The 16,280-nt window shown below is 65.0% G+C and carries 9 protein-coding genes; all 9 read left to right on the top strand.

The features are described 5' to 3' along the window. Positions 1–7: 7 nt before the first annotated feature. From AB4Y81_RS08815 to AB4Y81_RS08775, 9 genes are read left to right on the top strand one after another with little or no spacing between them, the layout of a single operon-like run. The gene (locus AB4Y81_RS08815; protein WP_018777405.1) at positions 8–979 is read left to right on the top strand and encodes an AAA family ATPase; all 972 of its coding nucleotides are present in this window, start codon (positions 8–10) and stop codon (positions 977–979) included. Positions 980–1,024: 45 nt separating this feature from the next. Beyond that, a complete protein-coding gene (locus tag AB4Y81_RS08810) occupies positions 1,025–2,428 on the top strand; it encodes a DUF58 domain-containing protein (protein ID WP_018777406.1) in 1,404 nt (467 codons plus the stop codon). Then, positions 2,425–4,923: a transglutaminase-like domain-containing protein gene (locus AB4Y81_RS08805; RefSeq protein WP_039240413.1), complete on the top strand. Its 2,499-nt coding sequence runs from the start codon at positions 2,425–2,427 to the stop codon at positions 4,921–4,923. The genes AB4Y81_RS08810 and AB4Y81_RS08805 overlap by 4 nt, the downstream gene beginning before the upstream one ends. Then, a complete protein-coding gene (locus tag AB4Y81_RS08800; RefSeq protein ID WP_441995689.1) occupies positions 4,913–6,469 on the top strand; it encodes an RDD family protein in 1,557 nt (518 codons plus the stop codon). Before AB4Y81_RS08805 ends, AB4Y81_RS08800 begins: the two co-directional genes overlap by 11 nt. Then, positions 6,466–7,383, top strand: a complete 918-nt coding sequence (locus AB4Y81_RS08795; protein ID WP_055975011.1) for a PP2C family protein-serine/threonine phosphatase — start codon at positions 6,466–6,468, stop codon at positions 7,381–7,383. Before AB4Y81_RS08800 ends, AB4Y81_RS08795 begins: the two co-directional genes overlap by 4 nt. Further along, positions 7,370–9,313, top strand: coding sequence for a hypothetical protein (locus tag AB4Y81_RS08790; RefSeq protein WP_441995688.1), 1,944 nt, complete (start codon positions 7,370–7,372; stop codon positions 9,311–9,313). Before AB4Y81_RS08795 ends, AB4Y81_RS08790 begins: the two co-directional genes overlap by 14 nt. Further along, positions 9,310–11,043, top strand: a complete 1,734-nt coding sequence (locus AB4Y81_RS08785; RefSeq protein ID WP_441995687.1) for a serine/threonine-protein kinase — start codon at positions 9,310–9,312, stop codon at positions 11,041–11,043. Before AB4Y81_RS08790 ends, AB4Y81_RS08785 begins: the two co-directional genes overlap by 4 nt. A 45-nt stretch (positions 11,044–11,088) precedes the next feature. After that, positions 11,089–11,793, top strand: a complete 705-nt coding sequence (locus tag AB4Y81_RS08780) for a hypothetical protein (RefSeq protein WP_018777412.1) — start codon at positions 11,089–11,091, stop codon at positions 11,791–11,793. Further along, on the top strand, positions 11,790–16,238 hold the full coding sequence (locus AB4Y81_RS08775) for an FtsK/SpoIIIE domain-containing protein (protein ID WP_018777413.1): 4,449 nt from the start codon (positions 11,790–11,792) through the stop codon (positions 16,236–16,238). Before AB4Y81_RS08780 ends, AB4Y81_RS08775 begins: the two co-directional genes overlap by 4 nt. Positions 16,239–16,280 lie beyond the last annotated feature (42 nt).

The following is a 16,280-nucleotide window of genomic DNA, read 5'->3' as shown; positions in this document are numbered from 1 at the left end:
TCAACCGATGACCATGACAAACGAGCAGGCCGCGTGGTTTGCAGAAACGTTCGAGAAGCTCGTTGCCAACGTGGGCCAAGCCGTCCTGGGCAAGGAACACGTCATCCGGCTGACGTTCACTGCGATGCTGGCTGAGGGGCATGTCCTCTTTGAAGATGCACCCGGCACGGGCAAGACCTCCCTGGCCCGTGCTTTGGCTGCCACGGTGCAAGGTTCACACAACCGCATCCAGTTCACCCCCGACCTCCTGCCCTCGGATGTCACGGGTGTGACCATCTACGACCAGAAGACGCAGAAGTTCGAGTTCCACAAGGGACCGGTCTTCAACAACATCGTTCTCGCCGACGAAATCAACCGTGCTTCCCCGAAGACGCAGTCTGCGCTGCTGGAAGTCATGGAGGAGTCCCGGGTGACCGTGGATGGCACCACCTACGAGGCAGGCCGCCCGTTCATGGTCCTGGCCACCCAGAACCCCATCGAGCAAGCTGGTACCTACCGGCTTCCGGAAGCCCAGCTGGACCGCTTCCTTATCAAGACCTCCATTGGCTACCCGGACCACGCCTCCACCGTCCGGCTGCTGGGCGGGGCCAACCTGAAGGACCGGTCGAAGGATCTGACGCCGTTGATCACGACGCAGGCCGTGGCCGACATGGCGGATCTCGCCGCCACCACGCACGTGGATACCGCAGTGCTTGAGTACATTTCCCGGCTGTGCGAGGAGACCCGTAACGCCTCCGAAACCCGCCTCGGCGTTTCGGTGCGTGGAGCCCTGGCCATGGTTCGTGCGGCCAAGGTATGGGCAGCGGGACAGGGCCGGAACTTTGTGCTTCCGGACGACATCAAGGAGCTCGCTCCAGTGGTGTGGACGCACCGTTTGGTGATGGATCCTGAGGCAGAGTTCTCTGGCGCCACGCCGGACGTCGTGCTCACGCGCGTCCTGGCCGAAGTGGCCGCCCCGCAGCAACGCGCCACCGCCTAAGCCAGCGCAGTTCCCTTCTCGCACCGTTCGAACAAAGGCCCCTACATGTCCTCCAGCAAACCCCTGACCAGGGCTGCTGATTCGCTTAAGCGCGCCACGTCAGCAGTTGGCGGCACGATGCGCTCCCTGCGTGGCTCCGGCAAAGAAGCGGGCAACCGCCCTGGCAGCCGAAGCACGTCCGGAAAAACCAGGAAACTGCACCCCGCCGCTGTGTGGGCCGAGGCTGCTGGCACGGCAGGGGAGTTCCTCGCGCCGGCCTGGGAGAAAGTCCGTGCCCTATGGCTGCGCTTTGTCTGGCCGGCACTCTCCGTTGTCAGCCTGCTCGGCTGGGTGGTGCTCGCAGCGGCGATCGGGCTCTGGTGGGCAGGCCAGTCCTGGGGCTGGCAGGAAGCCAAGTCCGCAGCCTTGGTGGCCTTCCTGCTCTTCGTGCTGGCCGTTGGCTTCATTGTGGGCCGCTCGGCGTACGGCGTGGTCCTGGACCTTGCCCGCACCCGTGTCGCGGTGGGTGACGACGCCGTGGGGAGCATTGCCGTTTCCAATGTCTCCACACGCCCGTTGCTGCCTGCCGCGCTGGAACTTCCCGTGGGAGCCAACACGGCCGTCTTCCACCTGCCGCGGATGAAGCCGGCCCAGGTCCACGAGGACCTCTTCACTATTCCCACGGCCCGCCGTGCGGTGATCGTGGTCGGACCGGTGCGCTCCGTTCGCGCCGACCCTCTCCACCTGCTGCGCCGCCGCGTGCTCTGGACCGAACCGGTTGATCTGTTCGTGCACCCGAGGACCGTGGCGCTCGGGGGTTCCGCTGCCGGGTTCATCCGCGACCTCGAAGGCATGCCCACCACGGAACTTTCCAGCGCCGACGTCTCCTTCCATGCCCTGCGTGACTACGTTCCAGGCGATGACCGGAGACACATCCACTGGAAGACCACGGCCCGCACCAACAAACTCATGGTCCGCCAGTTCGAGGAGACGCGCCGGGCACACCTGGCCATTTCCCTGTCCATCAACACCGACGAGTACGACACCGAAGCGGAATTCGAAATGGCCATTTCGGTGGCGGCCTCCATCGGCCGCCAAGCCATCAGTGAACAGCGGGACCTGGACGTCCTGACCCAGAAGGGGCCGCTCCGCTGCGAAACCGGCCGCAACCTCCTGGACGACATGACCAGGATTGTCGGTGCACCGATGCGGAAGACCGCCGTCGATCTTGCCCGGACCCTCTCCGATACCGTCCCGAATGCTTCCGTGGTGTTCTTCGTGGTCGGCAGCCATGTCACGGCCACGCAATTGCGTTCGGCCTCAGCGTCCGTCCCACCGGGAGTCCGCAGCCTTGCCGTCCGCGTCCAACCCGGCGCCGCGCCGTCGAGGGCCAACATCGCGGACTTGACGGTCCTCACTGTGGGCGACCTGGACGATCTCGCCATTGTCCTTCGAAAGGCGGCAGCATGAGCACCGCGCCCAACCTCCGCGTCCGTCCGCGTGCGGAAAAGCAGGCTAAGTCCGGTGCCCGGGCCAAGGCACGAGCCGCAGGCGGATCTGTCTTTGCCGACGACCGGCCATTGTGGCACTTCTTCGTGGACTGCGGCGCCCTGACAGTGCTGCTGTTCCTCGGCGTTCTTGGCTTCACGCTGAGCTTCGGTGGGGACGCACGCTTCCTCGTCGCTGGTTTGGGCGGGGTGATCCTCGGGCTCGGCGTTGCCGTCCTGAATGCCCATCTCCGGCTAGGTCTCCTCATCACAACAGCTTTGGCCTTTGGCGCCTACATGGTGTTCGGTTCGGCGCTTGCCGTGCCGGATTCCGCGGTTCTCGGATTCCTGCCAAGCTTCGATTCCCTGCGAACGCTCCTGTTGGGCATTGTGTTCTCGTGGAAGGACATGCTCACGGTCGGCGTTCCGGTCGGAACAGCCAACGGCACGTTGATCGTGCCGTTCCTGAGCTCGCTGCTCATGGCCCTGGCGGCAGGGCTGCTGACCTGGCGGTTGAAAAGCCCCTACTGGCCGTTGCTGCCGGTTCTGGTCCTGTTCGTCACGGGCATCGCCTTCAGCACCAGCTCGGGCTTCCTGAACGTGGAGCGCGGCGTGTCCTTGACCATAGTTTCGATCGTCTGGGCGACGTTCCGCCGCGATGTCCTCCGCCAGCGCAGTACCCGGACCGTCTCAGCCAACAGGCCGGATTCCGACGCCGGTGCGGCCCGCCGCGGCCAGCTCCGCCGCCTGGGGACTGCAGCCGCGGTCATCGCCGTGGCCGTGGGCGTAACGGCCATCGCATCACCCCTGGTGACCGCCAGCGACGACCGCAAGGTGCTGCGGAACACGATCGTCCCGCCGTTCGACCCCCGTGATTACATCACTCCACTGGCGAGCTTCCGGAGCTTCGTCAAGGACGAAAAGGACACCACGCTCTTCACGGTCAAGGGCTTGCCCAAGGACGCCCGTGTACGGCTAGCAGCGCTGGATGCGTTCAACGGCCTGAACTACACCATGGATCCGAACAGTTCCGGCAACTTCAGCAAAGTTGGCGACGCCAAGTCGCTGAACACGCTGGCTGATTCCGGGAGCCCGGTGGAAGGCACCAACTACACTCTGGACATCACGGTGGAGGACTACCAGGGTTACTTTGTCCCTGGCGGCCGCCACACCACCGGGATGAGCTTCGCGGACACCTCCGGCGCGGCATCGGGGCTCTACTTCAATGCGGGCACTGATACTGCGGTGACCACCAAGGGACTGGGCAAGGGCGAGAATTACACGGTCCAGGTTTCCGATCCCGGCACTTTGGAGCATGGACAGCTCACCCAGTACGACTTTGCGAAGCTCACGTTGCCCGACGCTGAGGAAGTTCCCCCGATCGTTGCCTCGCAGGCAAACGAACTGTCCGCGGATGCACCCACCGCGATCGACCGTGTCCGGCAGATCGAGGCCCACTTCCAGAAGAGTGGTGCCTTCAGCAACGGCCTGGTGGCAGAGGGGCAGCTGCCCAGCCTTCCGGGCCACAGCGCGGCCCGCATCCGCAACATGCTCTCCGCCAAGCAGATGCTGGGCGATGACGAGCAGTACGCAGTATCCATGTCCCTCATGCTCCGCCATTTGGGCATTCCTTCGCGCGTTGTGATGGGTTTCTACCCGGATCCCAAGAGCCCCGAAAACGGCGCCGGCGATGTCAAGATCACGGGCAAGGATGTCCACGCCTGGGTAGAGGTGGCCTTTGACCGCGTTGGCTGGGTCTCCTTCGATCCCACACCGCCCAAGGACAACGTGCCCATCCCGCCGGATCCGCAGAACAAGTCAAAGCCGAAGCCCCAGGTACTGCAGCCGCCACCGCCGCCGCAGGAGCCCGCGGACTTGCCGCCGGACTCCACTCCCGACGCCCTGGACGCGGACGAGAAGAAGAACAACCCCTGGTTGTTCTGGGGACCCCTGCTGGCTGCGATCGGTGTTGCCCTGATTCCTTTGGGGATCCTGGCTATCCCGCTGCTGTTGATCCTCCTGTTGAAGTCTCGACGCCGGAAGGCACGTTTCCGTGATGGCCACCCGGCCCAGCGGGTTGGCGCAGGATGGAGCGAGGTATTGAGCCTTGTCACCGACATGGGTGCATCGATCGACACCAAGTCCACCAGGCGCGAGTCTGCCTCGGTGATTGCGGACGCTTTCCCCACAGCCGGCAACACCACTACCGTGCTTGCGCACCGCGCCGACGCCGCGGTGTTCGGTGCCGGCCAGCCGAGCGAGTCGGAGGTCAAGGAGTACTGGGAGATCGTCGACTCGTCCCTGACCGATATCACTGGAAGCGTCGGATTCTGGAAGCGGCAGCAGGCACGGTTCTCTCCGCGCTCGTTGTTGTCCGACGGCAGGGCGGCCCTCCGCCGTCGGAAACAAGACCCTTCCAATCCCGGCGGGCGGCGTTTGAAACTGCCATTCACGAAGGACACCACGGATGAGCAGTGACGTTGAACTGTGCCCGGCCTGCCGTCACGCTGTCCGTCCGGGGGCGGCGTTCTGCAACCAATGCGGATCGCCGCTGAACAACCGGGGCGCCCGTAAAGAAGGCAACATCAACCATGCCCAAAGGGCGGCCCTGGAGTCCGCCGCCCGGCAGGGCGTGGCCGATCCCGGTAGTATCTCCGTAGTGTCGGCGCCAGTATCGCCGGTGCTTCCGGGGACAAGTGCCGAACCGGACAGACTGCAGGGGCCAGGGGGAGGGACCACCATGACCACCAAGCTCGACCTCGTACCCGCTTCCGCCGGGAAACGGATGGGCGCGGCAGCCTTGGACTGGTTGGGTCCCGTCGCCGTCCTGGCCACGACATTTGCCATCGGCATCGCCGGCATCACCCAGACGCGCCGGAATGGCTTTATTGTCTACGACACCGGCCTGCTGGTTCTTCTTGGCAGCATCGGCCTCGCAGTCACCGTGATCTACACGTTCGTTCTGCTGGGGGTGGAGGCAAAGTCGGGCAACACCATCGGCAACCAGCTCATGGGCATCCGCAGCGCCGACGCGGACGGCTACGCACCGGGTGCTGGGGCGGTTTTCGTTCGCGGCATCGTGACTGGTGGCCTTCTCGTTGTGGGGTCCTTGGCTGCAGTCATCCTGTCGGCCCTCGGCCTGCTGGGGCTTGTCGCGTGGATCGCGCTCCCGCTGATGGTGCTCGGTGTTGTATGGGCCATCCTGGTGGTGGTCTCCAACGCCTGGGACAAAAACGGCAAGTTGCGCGGCTGGCATGACAAAGCGGCAAAGTCCTTGGTGTTCGATGTCAACGCCGGCCGGAATCCGGTAATCTCGGGCGGCATCCAAGGTCCCTACAGCTTCGCTCCCATGGACCTTCCCCCGGTCCAACCGGTTGCTTCCCCCGTGCCGTCCGGGCGGGCCCCGGCCCCGGCGCAGGCTCACCCAACCCAGGCGACCGCGCCGGTGACCCCGACCGCCCAGGCCGCTCCGGCGTCGTCCGTTGCACCGGCCGTGCAGCCCTCGCATGATCCCAACCAGTGGCGTCCACCGACCCCGCCTCGCCAGGTTCCTGTCACGCCACAGGTGCAGCTTGCCCCCCAGCAGGCCGCCGCGTCCCATGCGGCTCCGGTCGTTCCGCAGCCGGCTGCGGCCGCCCACCCCGACGACGACGTCGAACGCACCCAGATGCGTCCCGGCACAGCCCGCGCCCAGGCAGTCCTGCGGATACGGGTGGATGACGGCCAGGATGTCCAGCTCGGCGGAACTGTCCTGCTGGGCCGCAATCCCGCTGCCCAGCCCGGGGAAAACGTTGAGCAGCTCCTGCCGGTGTCCGATCCCGGCAGGTCCATCTCCAAAACCCATCTTCATCTCCGGGTGGACGGCGACGGCGTGTGGGTAACGGACCGCRATTCAACCAACGGCAGTGCCGTCACCACCCCCGACGGCATCCAAACCAGGCTCCAACCGGGCGAAGCTGTCTTCGTCCGCCCCGGTTCCACAGTCCACTTCGGGGACCGCTCCTTCCACCTAGGACAAGCATGAATTCACAGCCGGCCACTCCCGCCAACGCCGACGCCGGCCCAGCCGCAGGCGGTACCTCATTCCGTCTTAGCTACGGATACGGAACCGACCGCGGACTTCGTCGCGAGCTGAATGAGGATTCGTTCATCGCCGCGGACCCGGTCTTCGCCGTCGCGGACGGAATGGGCGGGCACGAGGCAGGCGAGATAGCCAGTGGCATGTGCGTGCGCACCCTGGGCAGCGCTCCCGAGTTGGCTTCCGGGGTCCGCACGGCGTCAGCGGCGGATCTGCAGGCTTGCCTGTTGAAGGCCGACGCCGCCATCCGCGACGCCACGGGTGCCCGCGCCGGCACCACGCTTTCGGGTGTGGTTGTGGTGGAGCAGATGGGCCTTCCGTACTGGCTGGTCATGAATATCGGTGATTCCCGGACCTACAGGCTCAGCCAGGGCGAATTCGCCCAGATCAGCGTGGACCACTCGGAAGTCCAGGAGCTTGTGGACTCGGGCGATATCACCTCCGAGCAGGCGGCCGTTCATCCCCGCCGGCACGTTGTGACGCGCGCACTGGGAACCGGCGATGAGACGGAGGCCGACTTCTGGTTGCTACCCATCCAGGAGGGCGACCGGATCATGGTCTGCTCGGACGGACTCAACGGCGAACTCAGCGATGACCACATGTTCCGCATCCTCAGCACCGTCGCCCACCCCCAGGACGCGGTTGACGCGCTCATCCAGGCTGCACTGCGGAGCGGTGGACGGGACAACGTCACAGTGATTGTGGTTGACGCCAAGAACGTCCTGAACGACGCCGGTATCGCCATTACGGCGCCCCGCCCGGAAGTCGGGTCCGAGGTGGAGGAGGACACCCTTCCCAAGGCCTGGGTAAACGGCACCGGCCAAAACGACCAAGAGGAAGGCAGCGATGGCAAGCAGTAATCTCCTCTCCCACACGCGGTACCAGCAGGGTGAATGGTTTGGTGTTGTTCGCAATGGAACCGTTGTCCTTCTTGGGCCGGAAACACCCCATGCCTTGATCGACACCGTCTGGGAGCTGCTGGAATCCTCACCCGAGGCCCATGAAGTACTGAACGAAGTCACCGGGGCTTTTGGTGTCTCGCTCAGCCGTATCCCGCCGTTCGGCATCATTGATTCCAAGGACGCGCTGCGGGTGTTCCTCCGTGGCGACCTCGAATTGGCAGTGCATCTGGACGGGCGCCAGGAACATCTCACAGGCCGTGACGTCACCACCTGGACGGAGCGCCGCATTGTCGGTGCGTCCTCCTTCAACGTCTACATCGGTGCGCCGGCTGCCGCCGGGATGGACCGGCCGCTTTTGGATTCCCTCCCCGTCAAGGACGGCGTGGTGCTGTTGGCTTCCCTGGAAGCCGCCGGTTCGGCCCCTTCAGCGGCGGATCCCGTGCCGGAAAGCGACATAGCGCCGGAACAAGACACAGCGCTGGAACAAGACACAGCTCCTGAACAAAACATGGCGCCCGAAACCTCCGTGATGCCGAACGCGCACGTCGCGTCTGTTTCCGACGAAACCATGGTCGGCTACCAGGAAGCCGACCTCGGGCTGACGATTGCACCAGGCCAAGCCCACGCCATCGAGGGCCCTGTCCCGGCCGCACCTGAAACGAAGGCCGTCGAGGACGGGGACAGCGGACAGGAAGACACGGAGCAGGCCGGGCTCGCAGTGGGGGAGCCTGAAGTGGGGGAGCCCGCTGGACAGGAAGAGCCTGCGGGGTACATTGCTGCTGAAGCCCAAGAGGCTGAAGTCCTTTCCGGCGATGAGGAGCTCCCCGCTCCGGACCGGTCCGGCGAAGACGGTGCCGTGGACGATTCGGAAGTCCCGGTCCACACCAGCACGACTGATCCCGTGGGTCCCTCGCTGGAGAACACCACGAACTATGACCATTTGTGGGACAAGACGGTGATGCGCACCATCGAAGACGCCGCAGTCCGTCTGCAGAGCGACTCTGATGACCACGACACTCCTGCGGGCCAGGCACTTGGCCCGCAACCGCCGTCGGCTCCGCAACCGCCGTCGGAGCCGGAAGGAACCGTCCCGGACCCGGCTGGCCCCGAACCGCTTTCACCTCAACCGCTTTCACCTCAACCGTTGGTCATCCCGCCAGTGCAGGCAACTGCGCCGGTGGCCGGTCAGTCCGCCGCCGCAGCGCCGGCAGGTGGACTAATTGATTCGGTGCCGTGGCTGCGCAGCGCTACGTCGGCGCCGGTGGCTGCTCCCGCCCCACAGGTGCCTGCAGCCTGGACACCCGCGCCTACCAGCGGCCCGGTGGACGAGGACTCGGACCACGACGGTCAGACAATCATGAAGAGCAGCCTGCCCGCGGCCGATGACGGGGAAGCTGCAGCCGCACCCGGCGGGACGCCGGCTGTCAACGGTCCCAGCGTCTTGGCGAGGGTCTGCTCCCAAGGACATGCCAACCCGCCCACCTATCCGCTGTGCTCGGTGTGCGGAGTTCCCGTCTCCGGGGATGCTGTCCATGTCCCGCGGCCCCGTCTGGGACGCATGCGGCTTTCCACCGGGGAACTGATCGACCTCGATCAGTCGCTCATCATCGGCCGCCAACCCTCGGTTTCGCGTGTCCAGGGCGGCACCATGCCACGGCTGGTCCAGGTGGAGAGCCCCGGCGGGGACATTTCGCGATCCCACGTCGAGGTCCGCCTTGAAGGCTGGCACGTGATGCTGTGCGACCTGAAGGCGACCAACGGCACCGTGCTTATCCGCGAGGGCCAAGCGCCCCGACGGCTTGCCCAAAACGAGATGGCCATCCTGCTGGATGGCGATATCGCCGAACTCGGCGACGACATTTCATTGCGTTTCGAGGAGATTCTTTGAGTTCCAAGAGGCCCCCCGCGCCGCCTCCGCCCATCCCGGGGTTCAAGTACATCAGCTTGCTTGGCTCCGGTGGCTTTTCCGATGTTTACCTTTACGAGCAGGACAGGCCGCGCCGTAAGGTGGCGGTCAAGGTGCTGTTGTCAGACCTCAAGACGGAAGGGGCGCGCCGCCGCTTCGAGTCCGAGGCGAACCTGATGGCGCAGCTGTCCTCGCACCCCTACATCGTGACGATTTTCGAAGCGGAGATCACTGAGAGCGGCCATTCCTACCTGGCCATGGAGTACTGCTCCCGGCCCAGCCTTGACGTGCGCTACCGGCGTCAGCGCTTCAGCGTGGACGAGGTCCTTGCCGTCGGCATCCAGGTGGCGTCCGCCGTCGAGACCGCCCACAGGGCCGGAATCGTGCACCGTGACATCAAGCCGGCCAACATCCTGGTCACCGACTACAACCGTCCGGCCCTCACGGACTTCGGCATCTCAGGCACCATCGGTGCCGATGCCGAGGACGACGCCGGCATGTCCATTCCATGGTCGCCGCCCGAGCAGTTCCGTGGTGGTGCCGTGGAGGGCGTTCCCGTGGACATCTGGGCTCTCGGGGCTACGCTCTACACGTTGCTGGCGGGCCGGTCACCCTTCGTGCTTCCGGGACAGGACAACTCGCAGCGGGAACTGATCTCGCGCATCACCAACGCGCCCCTTCCCAGGCTGGGCCGCGCCGACGTTCCGGAATCGTTGGAACTTGTGCTGGCCACCGCCATGGCGAAGTCCCCAGGCTCCCGCTACTCCTCAGCGCACGCCTTCGCTTTGGCGTTGCAGCGGATCCAGACCGAGCTGAACCTGTCCGTGACGCCCTTCGAAGTGCTCGAAGAACCAGGTCACGGCGATGAGCAGCACCCGGATGACAACTTCGAGGAAACCCGGGTCCGGAGCATCGCGTCGATCGACCCGGACGCGTCAGGCACAGCCACGACAGGCTCTGCGCCCACTTTTCCGGCGCGAACGTTTCCTTCGACTGTTCCCGGGAACAACCCGCCGCAAACAGCCCCGCAACCGGCAGCACGGCCGACCCTGTCCCAAGGCTCTGCCCAGCAGGCAGCAGCTGCTGCCCAACAGACAGCGCAGCCGCGATTCCACACGGCCCAGCCGGTCTTGGACGAGCCCGATTCTTCGGAGTCCACCGTCCTTCGCGGCTGGCAACCCTCGGGCAGGCAGGACATCGTTGACGATACTGTCAGTCGCTCCGCGTCGCAGGCATCCCAGGTCACCGGCAATGAAGCGCCGGCTGCGGACCACAGCAAACGAAACTTGTGGCTTGCTGCAACGGGCGCGGCGGTGCTGGTTGTGGCGATCGTGGTCGGAGTGGTGCTGGGCGCCCAGGCGCAGCCGAAGGTGGCACCCACAGAGGCGGCCAGCAAGCCGCCGGCGGACCCGATAGGCGATGGTGGGGTTCCCGAGGTTACGGACATCACTTACGAGATCCAAAGCGGGGGCACCTCAACGACGCCCTTGGTGGTTTTTCGCTGGGACAGCCCTGACTGGAAGGTGACGGACACTTTCAAGTGGCGACTCAAATCCGCGAAGTCCGAGGGCACCTACGAATCGACGTCGGAACTTTACGCCATCATCACGGGCCACGCCGAGCGGCCCCTCTGCATCCAGGTCATCATGGTCCGGGCGGATGGTTCGGCATCGCCGGGCGGCCCTGAGTCCATTGCCTGTGTGGAGAAATAGACGGCTCATGACAGAAACACGTTGTCCAGCAAGGAGGCACAGATCATGGGGGATCTAGCAATAGATTTCTGTGGGGAATGGTACGAACCATCCGACGAGGACGTCTTTGACATCGGCCGCGAAGGTGACCTGGAAGTAGACGACAACCCGTACCTGCATCGCCGCTTCCTGCAGATTGCCCGTTACGACGGAATCTGGTGGCTGAGCAACGTTGGCAGCATGCTGTCGGCCACGATCGCGGATGGCTCCGGAGGCATGCAGGCATGGCTGGCACCGGGTGCCAGGATCCCGTTGGTGTTCAGCCACACCAACGTCATTTTCACCGCGGGCCCCACCACCTACGAGTTTGCGGTACACCTGAAGACGCCGTCTTTCCGGCACGAGGCACGCGAGGAAGACCAAGCCGGGGACACCACCATTGGCCCCGTGGTCTTCACCGATTCACAAAAAGCACTCATCGTGGCCCTCGCCGAGCCGATGCTTCGCCGGGAGGGTACCGGTTTCAGCGCCATACCGTCTTCTGCTGAGGCCGCCAAACGCCTGGGGTGGGCCCTGACCCGTTTCAACCGCAAGCTGGACAATGTGTGCGACAAGCTCGACCGCGTTGGCGTCGTGGGTCTTCGCGGCGGAGCCGGCAAATTGGCCACCAACCGCCGGGCGCGCCTGGTGGAGCATGCCGTGACGTCCCACCTGGTGACGCCGGCTGACCTGCATCTTCTTGAGAAAATGAGTGAGGTCGACGAAGGATGAAGTTCCGCCTGACATTGCGGCGTGACCCTGCGGAAGCAAAGGACCTCGCCGTAACCGTGGACGGCCGCGCCACCGTGGCCGACATCGCCACCGAGCTGTGGGCTGCCGACCCCGCACGCAAGGGCACCGAACCGCCGTCGAACCTGTCCATCAGCGTGGACGAAGCGTTCGTCGGCGGTGGCTTGTCCGGTCATGTCCTCAGGCCCACGGAGAACCTCCTGGAATCGGGCCTTCGCCCGGGTTCCAAGGTTTCGCTGGCGCACGTCAGTGAGGAATTCGCCTCCAACGGCCACGGCACCAACAGGGGACCCGCCGCGGCGACGTTGCGCGTCATGTCAGGGCCCGACGTCGGACGCGAATTTTCGCTGCCGTTCGGCACCAGCTACATCGGCCGGGACCGGGACGCCGACATCCGGCTCTCCGACCCGCTCACCTCCAAGCGCCATGCGCGCATCACCGTGGGGGAGACGGTGGAGATCGTGGACACGAACTCCGCCAACGGTCTCCTCATGGACGGCCTGCCGGTAACGCGGGCCACGCTCGCTTCATCGGACACCGTGACGCTGGGCGACACTACGGTGGGCGTCGTCTCCCTCTCCCGGAACCACGGTGGCGGCCCGTCGTCGCCATTGGTGGATTTCAATCGCTCGCCGCGGGTGCTGCCTCGGTTTGAATCGCCCAAGCGGGTTCCACCAGCTGGTCCGAAACGGCCTGAACACCAGCCGTTCCCGTACATCATGCTCGTTGCCCCGCTGCTGATGGGCGGCGTGCTCTTCGCGGTAACCCAAAACCTCCTGTCCGTGCTCTTCATGGCCATGATGCCGCTGTTCATTGTGGGCCACTACGTGGATCACAAGATGCAGGGCAAGCGCCAGGCGAAGGAAGGCCACAAGCAGTTCAAGGCCGCCATGCTGGCATTCCGCGAGGACATCGACAAGCAACAGAACATTGAGCGCGCCGTCCGGCTCCAGGAAGCGCCCTCGGTGAGCGATACCGTGGACGCGATCTACAAGCTCGGGCCCTTGCTGTGGACCAACCGTCCCGAGCACCAGCACTTCCTGGGCGTCCGTTTCGGTTTGGGCTCTGCGCCTTCGCGCATTCCCTTCGATGAGCCTGCCGCCAACGAGACAGAGCCGCAGTACATGCGCGAAATCCAGGAGTGCCTGCAGCAGGTGCGCGTCATCGAGGGCGTGCCGATCGTGTCACAGCTGCGCACTTCCGGTTCCTTCGGCGTTGCGGGGGACCGCAGTGTGGTTGATGACGTAGCCCGGGGTATGGTGCTCCAGTTGGTGGCCCTCCATTCGCCTGCCGAGGTGGTCCTGACCGCTTTGACGTCGCCGCGTTCGCGTGAGCGCTGGGATTGGTTGCAGTGGCTCCCGCATGTCGGTTCAGGCCACAGTCCCCTTTCGGGTGATCACCTTGCGGCCGGCCCTGGCGCGGGCGCTGCCCTGTTGTCCCGTCTGGAAAACCTCGTGGAAGAGCGCGAGTCCCTGTCCAAGGAACCGGGCCCCCAGCCGCGTCCGGGCCTCAAGGACGAGAACCAGGAAATCCCGTCTCCTGTAGTGCCCGCCGTGCTGGTGATCGTGGAGGATGACGCTCCCGTGGACCGCGGCCGCCTGACCAGGCTGGTTGAACGGGGTCCGGACTACGGTGTGCACGTCATGTGGGTGGCGGCAAATGTGCAGTCCCTTCCGGCCGCGTGCCGCGACTTCCTGTCCGTCGACGGCGACCACGGCACCACTACGGGCCAGGTTCGCCTGGGCCGGCACACCTACCCGGTGAGCTGTGAAAGCCTCGACGCCGATCTCGCCACGCAACTGGCGCGCATGATGTCGCCGCTGGTGGACGTGGGCAACCCGCTTGAGGACGACTCCGACCTCCCGCGTGCAGTCTCCTACGCCACGTTGATCGGCAAGGAGCTGATGGACAACCCGCAGGCCGTCGCCGAGCGGTGGCAGGAAAACAACTCAGTGCACGCCACGGCCGTTCCCAACCGCAAGGACAACGGAAGCCTCCGTGCCCTCGTGGGATCCAAGGGCGTGGAACCGTTCTACCTGGACCTGAAGAACGAGGGCCCGCACGCCCTGGTGGGTGGAACCACCGGTGCCGGCAAGTCCGAGTTCCTGCAGTCATGGGTCATGGGCATGGCGGCCGCGTACAGCCCGGACCGCGTCAGCTTCCTCTTCGTCGACTACAAGGGCGGTGCGGCTTTCGCCGACTGCCTGCACTTGCCCCACACGGTGGGCCTGGTAACGGACTTGTCCCCGCACCTGGTTCGCCGGGCACTGACTTCCTTGCGGGCCGAGCTGCATTACCGGGAACGTCTCCTGAACCGCAAGAAGGCCAAGGACCTGCTGGCTCTGCAACGCGAGGCCGATCCGGAGGCTCCGCCGTATCTGATCATCATTGTCGATGAGTTCGCGGCCCTCGCCACCGAAGTTCCCGAGTTCGTTGACGGGGTGGTGGATGTGGCGGCCCGTGGACGGTCCCTGGGCCTGCACCTCATCCTTGCTACGCAGCGCCCCGCCGGTGTCATCAAGGACAACCTGCGTGCCAACACCAACCTCCGTGTCGCGCTGCGCATGGCTGACGAAGTGGACGCCGTGGACATTCTGGGCGTCCCCACGGCCGCGTACTTTGATCCGTCCATTCCCGGCCGTGGTGCCGCGAAGACGGGACCGGGGCGCATTCAGGGGTTCCAGACCGGATATGCCGGTGGCTGGACCACCGAGAAACCGCAGCGTCCCAGGATCGACATCGTGGAGATGGCCTTCGGGTCCGGACCTGTGTGGGAGCCGCCGCTGGAAGCCCAGGTGGAAGAAGAACCCGCCGGCCCGAACGACATCGCGCGGATGACGGGAAACATCATCCGGGCAGCCGATGTCCTGTCCATTGCCCCGCCACGGAAACCGTGGCTCAACGAGCTCGCCACAACCTACGATTTCTCCAAGCTCCCCAATCCGCGCACCGATGAGCGGCTCCTGTTGGGCGTTGCCGATGACCCCGCGCACCAGGACCAGCCCACCGTGTTCTACGAACCGGACAAGGACGGCAACATGGCCGTCTACGGTACGGGTGGATCCGGCAAGTCGGCAGCGTTGCGGGGTATCGCGATTGCGGCAGCGGTAACTCCCCGTGGCGGACCGGTACACGTCTATGGGATCGACTGTGGCTCCTCGGGCCTGAAAATGCTCGACGGCCTTCCCCACGTTGGCGAGATCATCAATGGTGACGACGTCGAGCGTGTAGGGCGCCTCTTGCGGTGGCTCAAGGAAGTAGCCGACGACCGGGCAGCGAGGTTCGCCGAAGTCAGGGCCTCCACCATTGTTGAATACCGCCAACTGGCGAACCGGCCGGAGGAGAAGCGCATCTTCATCCTGGTGGACGGTATGTCCTCTTTCCGGGAAAGCTATGAGTACAGCAACCTCTCCGCGCTGTGGGATATCTTCCTGACCCTGGCAACCGATGGCCGTCCCCTGGGCATCCACCTCGTCGTCAGCGGTGACCGCACCAATTCCGTTCCGGCGTCGTTGCTTGCCTCCATCCAGAAGCGACTGGTGCTGCGGCTCAGTTCTGAAGACGACTACATGACCTTGGACGTCCCCAAGGATGTCCTGAACGCTGCCTCACCTCCGGGCCGCGGACTGCTGGACGGCCTCGAAGTCCAGCTCGCCGTGTTGGGCGGCAACTCGAACCTGGCTCTGCAGGCCCGTGAAGTGTCCAAACTGAGCCAGGCAATGGTTCGCCAGGGCCTCGAGCAGGCACCCCAGATCCAGCGCCTACCGGAGCTTGTGGATCTGGATATCCTGCCCATCGGCGCTCCGGACAACCCCGTTATTGGTGTCGACGACGAAACGCTGGGTTCAGCGGCCATCGCCGCCAAGGGTTCGCTCCTGCTGGCAGGCCCTCCCGGCTCGGGCCGGACGGTCGCGCTGGTCACGTTGGCCTACGCCCTGCGGCGCTCCAACCCACGCACCGACCTTATCTACATCGGCTCGCGCCGCTCGGCGGTGGCATCGTTGAACATCTGGAGCCGGTCGCTGGTAGGAGCCGATGAGGTCTCCGACGTCATCGACGACCTCGTTGACAAGGCTTCCGACAACCCGGGCAGCATGGCCATCTTCATTGAGGGCCTGACCGAGTTCACGGACACATTGGCCGAATCCGGGGTTGGCCGGCTGGTCACCGCTGCCATCAAGGCAGACCAATGGGTGGTTGGCGAGTCCGAAACATCCACCTGGTCCCAAGCCTGGTCTTTGGCGCAGCCATTCAAGTCCGGACGCAGGGGCCTCCTGCTCAACCCGGGGGACGTGGAAGGGGACACGCTCCTGAACACTTCCCTGGGCCGCATCAGCAAGGATTTCATCCCGGGCCGCGGGTACATCGTGGGTCGAGGAAAGGTCCGCAAGCTGCAGATTGCCATGCCACCGGAAAACCGCAGCTAGGAGGCCGTTGGGCTTGAATGTCGGTGGCTTGCGGCAAGATAG

Origin of the sequence: Paenarthrobacter sp. TAF1 (genome assembly GCF_052113825.1) — a bacterium.
Taxonomy (GTDB): domain Bacteria; phylum Actinomycetota; class Actinomycetes; order Actinomycetales; family Micrococcaceae; genus Arthrobacter; species Arthrobacter nicotinovorans.
This window is presented reverse-complemented; position numbering and strand designations above follow the sequence as displayed.

Coding starts and splice junctions, on each gene's coding strand:
- AB4Y81_RS08815 (WP_018777405.1), top strand. CDS start 8: ATGACCATGACAAACGAGCAGGCCGCGTGGTTTGCAGAAACGTTCGAG.
- AB4Y81_RS08810 (WP_018777406.1), top strand. CDS start 1,025: ATGTCCTCCAGCAAACCCCTGACCAGGGCTGCTGATTCGCTTAAGCGC.
- AB4Y81_RS08805 (WP_039240413.1), top strand. CDS start 2,425: ATGAGCACCGCGCCCAACCTCCGCGTCCGTCCGCGTGCGGAAAAGCAG.
- AB4Y81_RS08795 (WP_055975011.1), top strand. CDS start 6,466: ATGAATTCACAGCCGGCCACTCCCGCCAACGCCGACGCCGGCCCAGCC.
- AB4Y81_RS08790 (WP_441995688.1), top strand. CDS start 7,370: ATGGCAAGCAGTAATCTCCTCTCCCACACGCGGTACCAGCAGGGTGAA.
- AB4Y81_RS08780 (WP_018777412.1), top strand. CDS start 11,089: ATGGGGGATCTAGCAATAGATTTCTGTGGGGAATGGTACGAACCATCC.
- AB4Y81_RS08775 (WP_018777413.1), top strand. CDS start 11,790: ATGAAGTTCCGCCTGACATTGCGGCGTGACCCTGCGGAAGCAAAGGAC.